This window comes from Gemmatimonas sp. (assembly GCF_044376735.1).
In the GTDB taxonomy this organism is placed as follows: domain Bacteria; phylum Gemmatimonadota; class Gemmatimonadetes; order Gemmatimonadales; family Gemmatimonadaceae; genus Gemmatimonas.
In genome coordinates this window covers 1-9,334 of sequence record NZ_JBILKJ010000112.1, presented here as the reverse complement: position 1 = coordinate 9,334, position 9,334 = coordinate 1, and the positions used below count along the sequence as shown (strand labels likewise).

11 protein-coding genes are annotated in these 9,334 nt (G+C 64.4%); 6 read left to right on the top strand and 5 right to left on the bottom strand.

Annotated elements, in window-relative coordinates:
• The 3 genes from ACIRA7_RS12725 to ACIRA7_RS12715 form a co-directional block, all read left to right on the top strand.
• Nucleotides 1–1,622 (top strand): permease (locus tag ACIRA7_RS12725; protein WP_396221220.1); only part of this gene is annotated, 1,622 nt, incomplete at its 5' end.
• Nucleotides 1,623–1,787: 165 nt separating this feature from the next.
• Nucleotides 1,788–3,488 (top strand): DUF5916 domain-containing protein, encoded by a 1,701-nt coding sequence (locus ACIRA7_RS12720; RefSeq protein WP_396221219.1) that lies wholly within the window; start codon nucleotides 1,788–1,790, stop codon nucleotides 3,486–3,488.
• An 18-nt stretch (nucleotides 3,489–3,506) separates the two neighbouring features.
• Nucleotides 3,507–3,995 (top strand): hypothetical protein, encoded by a 489-nt coding sequence (locus ACIRA7_RS12715; RefSeq protein ID WP_396221218.1) that lies wholly within the window; start codon nucleotides 3,507–3,509, stop codon nucleotides 3,993–3,995.
• A 37-nt stretch (nucleotides 3,996–4,032) separates the two neighbouring features.
• Here the strand turns inward: ACIRA7_RS12715 and zigA are convergent, their stop codons facing one another.
• The gene (gene zigA, locus ACIRA7_RS12710; protein WP_396221217.1) at nucleotides 4,033–5,292 is read right to left on the bottom strand and encodes a zinc metallochaperone GTPase ZigA; all 1,260 of its coding nucleotides are present in this window, start codon (nucleotides 5,290–5,292) and stop codon (nucleotides 4,033–4,035) included.
• Nucleotides 5,289–5,447 carry a 50S ribosomal protein L33 gene (gene rpmG / locus ACIRA7_RS12705; RefSeq protein WP_396221216.1) on the bottom strand — a complete coding sequence of 53 codons (159 nt, stop codon included), beginning with the start codon at nucleotides 5,445–5,447 and terminating at the stop codon, nucleotides 5,289–5,291. The genes zigA and rpmG overlap by 4 nt, the downstream gene beginning before the upstream one ends.
• 54 nt (nucleotides 5,448–5,501) lie before the next feature.
• Between rpmG and ACIRA7_RS12700 the strand changes: the two genes are divergently transcribed.
• From ACIRA7_RS12700 to ACIRA7_RS12690, 3 genes are read left to right on the top strand one after another with little or no spacing between them, the layout of a single operon-like run.
• On the top strand, nucleotides 5,502–6,116 hold the full coding sequence (locus ACIRA7_RS12700; protein WP_396221215.1) for a hypothetical protein: 615 nt from the start codon (nucleotides 5,502–5,504) through the stop codon (nucleotides 6,114–6,116).
• A gap of 52 nt (nucleotides 6,117–6,168) precedes the next feature.
• Nucleotides 6,169–6,552: an ArsR/SmtB family transcription factor gene (locus ACIRA7_RS12695; protein ID WP_396221214.1), complete on the top strand. Its 384-nt coding sequence runs from the start codon at nucleotides 6,169–6,171 to the stop codon at nucleotides 6,550–6,552.
• A gap of 47 nt (nucleotides 6,553–6,599) precedes the next feature.
• Nucleotides 6,600–6,947, top strand: a complete 348-nt coding sequence (locus tag ACIRA7_RS12690; protein WP_396221213.1) for a hypothetical protein — start codon at nucleotides 6,600–6,602, stop codon at nucleotides 6,945–6,947.
• A 143-nt stretch (nucleotides 6,948–7,090) separates the two neighbouring features.
• On the opposite strand, the gene ACIRA7_RS12685 is transcribed toward ACIRA7_RS12690, so the two are convergent.
• The 3 genes from ACIRA7_RS12685 to ACIRA7_RS12675 form a co-directional block, all read right to left on the bottom strand.
• Complete coding sequence (locus ACIRA7_RS12685) at nucleotides 7,091–7,687, bottom strand: DUF3299 domain-containing protein (RefSeq protein ID WP_396221212.1); 597 nt, start codon at nucleotides 7,685–7,687, stop codon at nucleotides 7,091–7,093.
• A gap of 1 nt (nucleotide 7,688) precedes the next feature.
• Nucleotides 7,689–8,612, bottom strand: coding sequence for a hypothetical protein (locus ACIRA7_RS12680; RefSeq protein ID WP_396221211.1), 924 nt, complete (start codon nucleotides 8,610–8,612; stop codon nucleotides 7,689–7,691).
• Between the two features lie 104 nt (nucleotides 8,613–8,716).
• Nucleotides 8,717–9,175, bottom strand: coding sequence for a MerC domain-containing protein (locus ACIRA7_RS12675; RefSeq protein WP_396221210.1), 459 nt, complete (start codon nucleotides 9,173–9,175; stop codon nucleotides 8,717–8,719).
• Nucleotides 9,176–9,334 lie beyond the last annotated feature (159 nt).

Below are 9,334 nucleotides of genomic sequence, written 5' to 3'. Positions count from 1 at the left end.
TTGATGTGGTGCCGCACGCCCTGCACGAACGTGACGTGGTGGCTGCGCTCTGCCTGCTGGCTGGCATCGTCCTTCCAACGCTCGCGGAACGGCTCCTGCACATCGGCGCACGCCAGACGCACACGGTTGTGGTGCTCTTGGCATTGTGCGGGGTCGCTATTCACTCCGCCCTCGACGGCAGCGCGCTACGGCAAGCGGGTGACGACCAGGCGAGCGTGCTTGGCTACGGTGTGCTGCTGCACCAAATCCCGGTGAGCGTGACCGTGTGGTGGGTGTTGCGCGACCGTCCACGCTTTGTGGCATGGGCGGCACTCGGCCTCATGGCCCTCACCACCATTGGCGGCTACTTGGCCGAGCCGATGATGCTGGCGCTGCTGCCCAGTCACGCCAACCTGTGGTTCGAAGCCGTGGTGGCGGGATCGCTGTTGCATGTCATCGCGCATCCCGCACACGATCACGCGCATGACCACGCGCACGATCATCATCACGAACACACACACGATCACGACGCAACCGGCTGGCCGAATGGCTTTGGCGCCATTGCCGGCTTCGCGCTCCTCCTCAGTGTGCATCTGACCCGAGATGCAGCAATCGTCATGCCCGTTGACGCCACGCTGCGCACGTTTGCGTCGCTGCTGCTGGATACGGCGCCGGCGGTGCTGTTGGCCTACGTCGCGGCGGGACTGCTGCACGCCTTCTTGCCGGCCAGCAGCCTCTCGTGGCTCAGCCGTGGGTCACGATTCCGTCAAGGGATGGCGGGCATGGCCGTTGGGTTACCACTGCCGATCTGTTCGTGTGGCGTTGTACCACTCTACCAGCAGCTGGTACAGAAGGGCGCGTCCACCACGGCCGCCGTGGCGTTTTTGGTGGCCACTCCGGAGTTGGGCATCGACGCCGTGCTGCTCTCCATCCCGCTGCTCGGCACCCCCTTTGCTGTGGTGCGCGTGGTTGCGGCGATGGCCGCCGCGCTGTCCGTGGCGCTGATTATGGGCCGATACGTCCGGCGCCATGGCCGTCCTGTGCCACTGGCCACCGCGGCCATACCCACGCCCTCAACGCGGGATCGGCTGCGGCGCGCAATGCAGACCGGCGCTGTGGAAATGGTCGACCATACAGCCCCCTGGATAATGGTGGGGCTGCTGGTGGCCGCCTTCGCCATGCCGCTCCTCGAAGGCTCGTGGCTGACACGGCTACCAAGCGGCGTCGATGTCGCCATCTTCGCGCTCTTGGGCCTGCCCCTCTACATCTGCGCGTCGGCGTCGACCCCGTTAGTCGCGGTGCTGGTGGCCGCAGGGGTTTCCCCAGGGGCGGGCTTGGCCCTGCTGCTCACGGGACCGGCTACGAACGTGGCCACGTTAGGCATTCTCAATCAGATGCATGGGCGCCGCTTCGCGATGGGGTTTGCGGTGGCCATGACCGCGAGCGCACTCGTGCTCGGGTGGATGACCAACCTGTTGCTCCCCTCCCTTGGCGCCACGCAGCCGGCCATCAACACCGAACAGATCGGAACGCCGTGGCAAATGGCGGCGGCGGTGAGCGTCGCACTGCTGTTCGCGGCCTCCGTTATTCGGCGCGGAGCGCGCGGCTTCCTTGGAGAACTGCGCCTCACCGGGTCGCACTGACGACGGTGTTTCCTGCCTGCGATCTCGTGTGATCGTAGCGCCCACCGGCGAGGCACCGACACGTCTCGCGACGACTAGCCAACCATGAGCCGTAAGGATACACGATTGAAATAGATATATCATTATTGACTCGATTCGGCGGTCTATACGCTCACCGCACCGGATATGGTTCATCGCATTCGCTCGCACGTGGTCGGGGGAGGGCTCATCCTCGCCTCTGTGGTGCCGATTTCCATTCGCGCCCAACCCGCCGCTGTCCCCGAGCCCACGCTGGCCACCCGCCGCTCACTCGTGGCGCGCCGCACCAGCGAGCGCATCGTGTTGGACGGCAAGCTTGACGAAGCGGCATGGCAGCGAGCGCCCGTGGCCCGTGACTTCGCGCAAGTCCGTCAGGACTACGCACCCACCACGCGCTACCCGAGCGAAGTGCGCATCCTGTTCGACCAGGAGTATCTGTACGTGGGCGCCTTCAACGGCGACAGCGCTGGACTGTCCTCGTTACGCATGCAAGATCTTCGGCGTGACTTCGAGGCGTCAGAAAGCGATGTCTTCGGCGTCACGTTGGGCTCTCTGGGCGATGGACGCACCGCCTTTCAGTTTCAGGCCAGCCCGCTTGGATCACAATCCGACGTGCAAGCCTTTGATGGGGGCGACGCATTCAACTTCAACTGGGATGCCCTCTGGCGCGTCCGTACCACCCGCAGCGACACCGGGTGGATCGCGGAGTTCGCCATTCCGTGGCGCTCCATGCGCTACGCGCCGGGGCAGACCAGCTGGGATCTGAACCTCGTGCGCAACACGCGCCGTGCCTTGCAATGGAGTGCGTGGTCTCCCTACCCGCGACAATTCTCCTCCTGGCGACTCACGTACGCCGGCACACTCGACTCGCTGGCCCCACCACCGCCACGTGCGAACGTGCGCGTGCGACCGTATGTGCTGGGACAAACGCTCCGCGATCGGACGCCACAGGCGTTCAACGGCGTCCTGGGCGATGTCGGTGGCGAAGTCATCTGGGCGCCGACGGCGAATAGCCTGCTGGAGGGCACCGTCAACACCGACTTCGCTCAGGCCGATGTCGATCGCCAGGTGGTGAATCTCACCCGATTCAGCGTGTTCTTTCCCGAACAACGCCAATTCTTCTTGGAGAATGCCGACCTGTTGAATGCCGGTGGGATCACCGGTCGCTATGTCGTGCAACCATTCTTCACGCGGCGTATCGGCCTCTCCGACGAGGGCGCCCCCATACCGATTCTTGGCGGGGCGCGGTATGCGTATCGGACGGGTCGCACCACGGCTGGCGCACTGCTGATGCAACAGAACGCCGAGGGCGACGCTGGACGGGCCACGTTCGGCGTGGTGCGTGGCAGTCAGTTCTTTGGCAAGTCCACACGCATAGGTGCCACCGCGGTGCTGCGCCAAGATGACGCCGATCTGCAAAACAGCGCACGTCGAAACGTCGTGACGACGGTGGACGCGATTACGCGCATCGGCGAACAGGTGCAACTCAACGCGATGGTGTCCACATCGACGCAGGATGGTCAAACAAGCCTGGCGGCGACCTACTTCGTTGGACGAACTACGCCAGGCCTGTATACGGGCCTCTTGGGCGCACTCGTCACGCGCGACTATGCACCGCGCACCGGCTTCGTCTCGCGCTCGAACGTCTTCCTGACGAGTCCGGCCGTATCCGCGAACGTGCAGCCCGCGTGGCGACCGCGCAATGTCGTGTGGTTCAAACCGGGCGTGACCACATACTTCTATCAGGATCCGTCATCGTTGCGCCTGCAAGAGGGCATCATCGTCAGTTCGATCGAAGTCCTGCACACCAACGGCGCGACCTGGAAGCCGTATCATGAACTGAATTAACAACGTCCAGATAGTGACGTGCTTCTGTTCGCAAACGTACGCACGCCATCCGGTACCCACGACTATCATCGGGTCGGGATCGATGCCAAAACGGATCAGAGTGCCCGCGCTGCCCTGACGTCCAACATCTCGAGCGGCGGCTTCTTTGACGGACGACTCGACCGTGCCGCCGTGAGTGGTCGCTGGTCCCCGAATCCCTACGTCGCGCTGCGCGCCAACTACGAAGTCAATCGCTTTGAGGGATTGGGTGATCGCGATTCATCGTTCGTGACTCAGCTCGCTGGTCCGGAACTCCGTGTGTTTGCGTCGCCGCGATTGCAGTGGAGCACCTTTTACCAGTACAACACCGTACAAAAGCGCGGCACGATGAACGCGCGTCTCAGCTGGGAGTTCTCCCCGCTGTCGTTTCTGTACATCGTCTACAATGACCGTCAACCGATCCTCGGCGGAAACGTGCCAACGGCCCGATCACTGATCGTGAAGCTGAGTTGGTTGGGGCAGCTCTAGCGGCGGATCATGACTACTTCCATCGCGTCAACGCGCGTCAACGGCGCACTTCGTCGAGGTCGACGTGCTCATCCTCGACCTCCACCTCGCTCCACTCCGGAAACGGATCAGCAAACGTCTGCCAGAGTGAAGGGCCGGCCGTCTGCTCCTCCTCGGTCACGAGGCAGGCATCCAGCATCGCCGTGAGCGCGCCCTGATCGAGCCCTTGGCCGATGATCGCAATCTCCTGTCGTCGATCGCCGACCTCCGGATGCCAGTGTCCCTCGATAATCGCGCGCTCTTCGTCATCCACCTCCCACGTGGCGGGATCGCTGGCCGCGAACCAATAGCCGCCCGCGTTTACCTCGAGCAATTGCCCCGCTTGCGACCAGGTGCCCACCATATCCGGCCGGGTGGCGACCCAGAAAAAGCCTTTGGCTCGCAACACCCCCGGGAGTCCCACATCGATGGCACTCCACAGACGCTCCGGGTGGAACGGCCGACGCGCGCGATACACGAAGCTGCCGATCCCGTACTCCTCGGTTTCGGGGATGTGTTCACCCGCGAGCTCTTTCTGCCACCCTGGTGCCGTTTCGGCCTGGACGAAGTCAAAGCGCCTGGTGCCGAGGATGCGCGACGGTGACACGACACCGCGCGTGGACACGATCAGCTCCGCCTCGGGATTCAGATGGCGCAGCAGTGCCTGAAGGGAGCCGAGGTCAGCGTCGTTCAGCAGGTCAGCCTTGTTGATCACGATCACGTTGGCGAACTCCACCTGGTCGATGAGCAAGTCGGGGATCGTGCGTTCATCCTCCTCGGAGAGCGCGATCTGCCGCTCGCGGAGATCGTCGAGTGAGCCGAGATCGTGCCGGAAGCGGTGCGCATCGACCACCGTAACCATGGTGTCCAATCGCGCCACGTGCGACAGCGACACCCCCTCGTCCGTCTCGAAGGTGAAGGTGGCGGCGACGGGGAGCGGTTCTCCGATTCCGGTGCTCTCGATGAGGAGGTAGTCGAAGCGCCCTTCGTCGGCCAACCGCGCCACCTCGTGCAGCAAATCGTCGCGCAGCGTGCAGCAGATGCACCCATTGGTCATTTCGACGAGCGTTTCTTCCGTACGCGACAGCGCGGCCTCGCCGCCACGCACCAACTGGGCGTCGATGTTGACCTCGCTCATGTCGTTCACGATCACGGCGACGCGCAGACCATCACGATTGGCGAGGACGTGATTCAGCAGCGTGGTCTTGCCGGCGCCGAGGAAGCCCGAGAGCACGGTGACCGGGAGCCGACGGTCCGTGGTGGCGGTAGCCTGGCTCACTTCGACTCCTTGAAGAGCACGTGGCGCTTCACGTGGGGATCGTATTTGCGCTTCTCCATGCGCTGGGGCATGGTGCGCGGATTCTTCGTGGTCACGTACATCGCGTGACTCTCCGTGGAGCGCAGCTTGACCTGGACTCGCCCTGATTTCGCCATACGATGCCTCGGCAGAGGATTGAGATATTGGGAATGAGAACGTAATATCAGTAAATGGCCACGCAAGTCTCGCCTCGTCAGCTTCGCCTGAACCTGCTGCTCGACCAGCAACTGTGGTTCCTGGGCCATGACATTCGACATGCCGAGGGGAACGCGTTGGTACGGTTCGGGTTTGAGCGTGAGCGTTCCACCGACGGCGGTGGGACCACCTGCTATCGACTGGCCCTCCGCGACGAGCCCGGTGAAGAGCTGCTCTGTTGGGGGTTCGCGCTGTACTGCGGACGCGCGACGGCGCGGGCGGCCGACGCGGAGCGCGCTACGACCAGCGCGACTCGCCTCGCCTCGCCGGCTGGCGTCCTACTGATGCGTCAGGCGGCGTCGGCCCGCCTCGTGTGGCCGATGATGCGCCTGCCGCTGCACAAGCCGAGCGAGCTTCCCCGTCTCGATATGCCGCAGACCGAGTGGGAGCACCGGCAGCTCCGTGCGGGGGTGGTCCGTTTGGCCAGGCAGCTCGCTCGCTATGAAGCATGGGCGGAGCGCACTCTGGGCATCGCGCATCGGACCCACGTGATGGACACGCTGCCACGCCACAAGCGCCGCCGATTCGCGAAGGTGACCGGCCTCGGCGAGCAGTGGTGCGAGGTCGAAGCGCGCTACGTGGCGCCGTAATCGGTGAAACTGGCTCTTGCGCTTCTCGGATAATCAATCAATTTCATATTTGATGAAACGATCAATTATTGATCTGGCCGAACTCGAGCCGTCGTGCGGCGCCATCGACGAAGCGCATCAGCGTACGAGTCCGTCCAGCCGAGCGGCTGCCTCCGAGGCCGTCCTCGGGCGCGCGGCTCGGATGTTGAGTGCGGCGGGGGATCCCGCCCGCTTGCGGCTCCTCGAGCTGCTCAGCGCCGGAGAGCGATGCGTCACGGACATCGCCGCCGATACCGGCGACGCCATGCCCACGGTCTCCCAGCGACTGCAGGTCTTGCGACGGGAAGGGCTGCTCTCGAGTCGGCGCGACGGCAAGCACGTCTTCTACGCCGTGGCGGATCAGCACGTGTTCGACCTCATCACCAACATCCTGCGCCACGCTGAAGAACCGGCCTGACGCGTGATCCATCACCGTCGCGCGATGCGCGCCCATCAGGAGTCGCCATGACACCGACCGTCCATTCCCAACCCGATCACGTCCACGGCGCCGGCTGCGGTCACACCGCCGTCCAGCACGACGGACACACCGACTATCTGCACGACGGGCACCTCCATCACCAGGCGAACGGCACCGTCGTCGAACACGTCATCGACGTGTCCGCCACGAATCCTGCCGACTGCACCCCGGGCCATCGCTGCGGTGGACACGAGGCCGGACACGTGCATTCCGCGACGTGTGGCCATACGGCCGTGCCGCACGGCGACCATATCGATTATCTGGTCGACGGACACCTGCATCACCCGCACAATGGGCACTGTGATTTTCACGGACCGGTGCTCACGTCCGTCTGAACGACACGGAACGGCCGTCAGCACAGCGGCCGGGTGCTCGACCACGCGAACACCCCGCGGAGCGATATCGCTCGCGCGGGGTGTTTGCCGTTCCGCCTCTGAAAGGCCTCGCAGTGCCAGGCCGTGTCTCTGGCCGCGCGACCTTATTGGTCTTCGCGGTAGGGCACTATCCGCTCGCCGCGCATGCGATACGAGACGACACCGTAGGGACTTATGACGTCGTGTACCTCGAGCACCCCCTCGATCCACACGGGATCGAAGAGTGCCAGTGACGCCGAGCCGCCGGTCATCTTCACGAAGATCATCTGATTTGGCGGTGGGGGCGGTGTGTGCACGCACGCACCGAAATACGGCACAAGCAGGAACTCCTTGGCCTTCTCCTGAAAATCTTCCAGCGGCACAATGAATCCAGGAACGCGCACGCGTTGGCCGTTGAGGGCGGCAATTTTCGGGGGCACGATTGCGGAGCGAACGTTGAGCATTGACAGCAGGTGCCAGTCGATCGTGCGTACCGTGGCGTCGACGCCCAGTGTCGTCGCGGGGGCGATCGTGGGATGGATGCCCGCAGCGGCAGTCGGTGACGATGGGGCCGCGTTCGAGCGTCCATAAAGCACATCGTTCGGCAACGGCGCGGGACGAATCGACCAGTATCCCGCTGCGGCGATCACCATTGCCCAGCGGAGCGCCGATGCTAGTGTCCGCGTCACGCGTGATGGGTCGAAGCCTCCGGAACGGATCACGTCAGCGACGCGAATACCACGCCCGCCAGAGTGCCACCGCCCCGGTGGAATCCGGCCTTATGTGCTGCGCTCGCATTGTTCGGTAGCGCGTAAACAGCGGGGCAGCGGCCTCGCGCAACGCACGATCCCCAGCGCTCTCCGCCGCGCCCTTCGGGACCGCGTAGACGAACGACGAGTTCACCAATGGACCGCCCTGTCGCTCCGGAAATTTCGTGAACGTCTCCACGCGACGGAAATCGCGCGGCACGATCTGTTTGGTCCGCTCGCCGTCGATCCCCGCTTGTACGAAGAAGTCGACGGCGTCATCGGGATAGCCGAACAGATAGCCGTAGCCGCGCCAGCGATCAGCCTGCGGCGCATTCTCCACCGCGCCCACCACCTCGCGGGGATCGGCGCTCGGCGTCACGCCAAGGCGGGCGAAGAACGGCGCGTGACGCGCGATGGCGGTGCGCAGCGACTGTCGGTGATAGAGCACCATGGACGCGCTGCGCACGATGCTGCTGTCACGTCCCGGGTACGTCGCGGTGAACACCTGCACGAACACGCCCAATTCGCCGCAGTGTAGCGCGCGCGACACCACGCGCAGTCGCTCCAATTCCGCGAGCTTCACGGTGTCCAGCGAGGGCGCGATCCGCAGCTGTAAGTCGCGCACGTCACTGGAGACGGGCTTCAAGCCGCCAGCCAACGTGTACATGCCCTCACGATCCGAGAATTCCAGCAGGACACGCTCGGCGAGCGCCCGTTCGGACGCGGGCAGTTGTTCGATCGGAAAGCACGACGCGGCATCGACGCGGGCCGGAGACGCGGTCGCCGGTGTCGGCGATGTGCTCGAGCCCATCCGCGTCGACGAGGTCGTGCATGCGGCGCTGAGGAGGCCGAGCGCGATAGTTGCCGCCGGTCGGACGATGCGACGCGGGAGTGACATGATGGTGGCGAAAGAGGATCCGTACGCGCGGTGATGCGACGCGGTGTGTGACGACGGGTTTCGTCGGCGCGCGTTCCCCACGCGAGGGGCACGCCGCCGTACGTTCACGCCGCGCCTACGACCGCAAAGTCCGCGTGTTTCGGCGCCTCGTCGCCCAACGCGCATTTCGTACAGCGACGACTGTGGTACCAGTTGAGCGCGTGCGCGGCAACGAGCGCGGTTGCGCCCATCACCACGGCGGCGACCTCGATCGGCGACTCCCAACCCGTCAGCCGAGCGAGCACCAACGCCCCAATCCCAAGCCCAAACAGGCGCAGCGGCCGTGACTGGAGATGCACACGGTGTCCGTTCCGCAGGGCGATGAACCCAATGACCAGCGACGCGGTCAGAAATGCCCATTCCAGCCAATCGGGCATCGCACGGGTCACCCCGAGCAGCGTGAGTGCCGTGAGAAACATGGCGCTGGCCGCGCAATGGATGGCGCACACCACCGACACGGTGATTCCCGCGGCGTCGAGCCACCCGCCTCGGAGATTCGAGCTGCTGAACATCGGCGGCCGCATCATTTCTTCGGAAGCAGCGAAAGAGAAGACATATGATAATGATAACAGGTAATCAATAAAAGGCAATTGGCTCGGGTACGGGGCGCACCGCCTCTCGGCGGTTTCGCTAGGATTCCCGGATGTCGATCCCACTCGTGCTCATGGCTGGCTTCCTCGGGG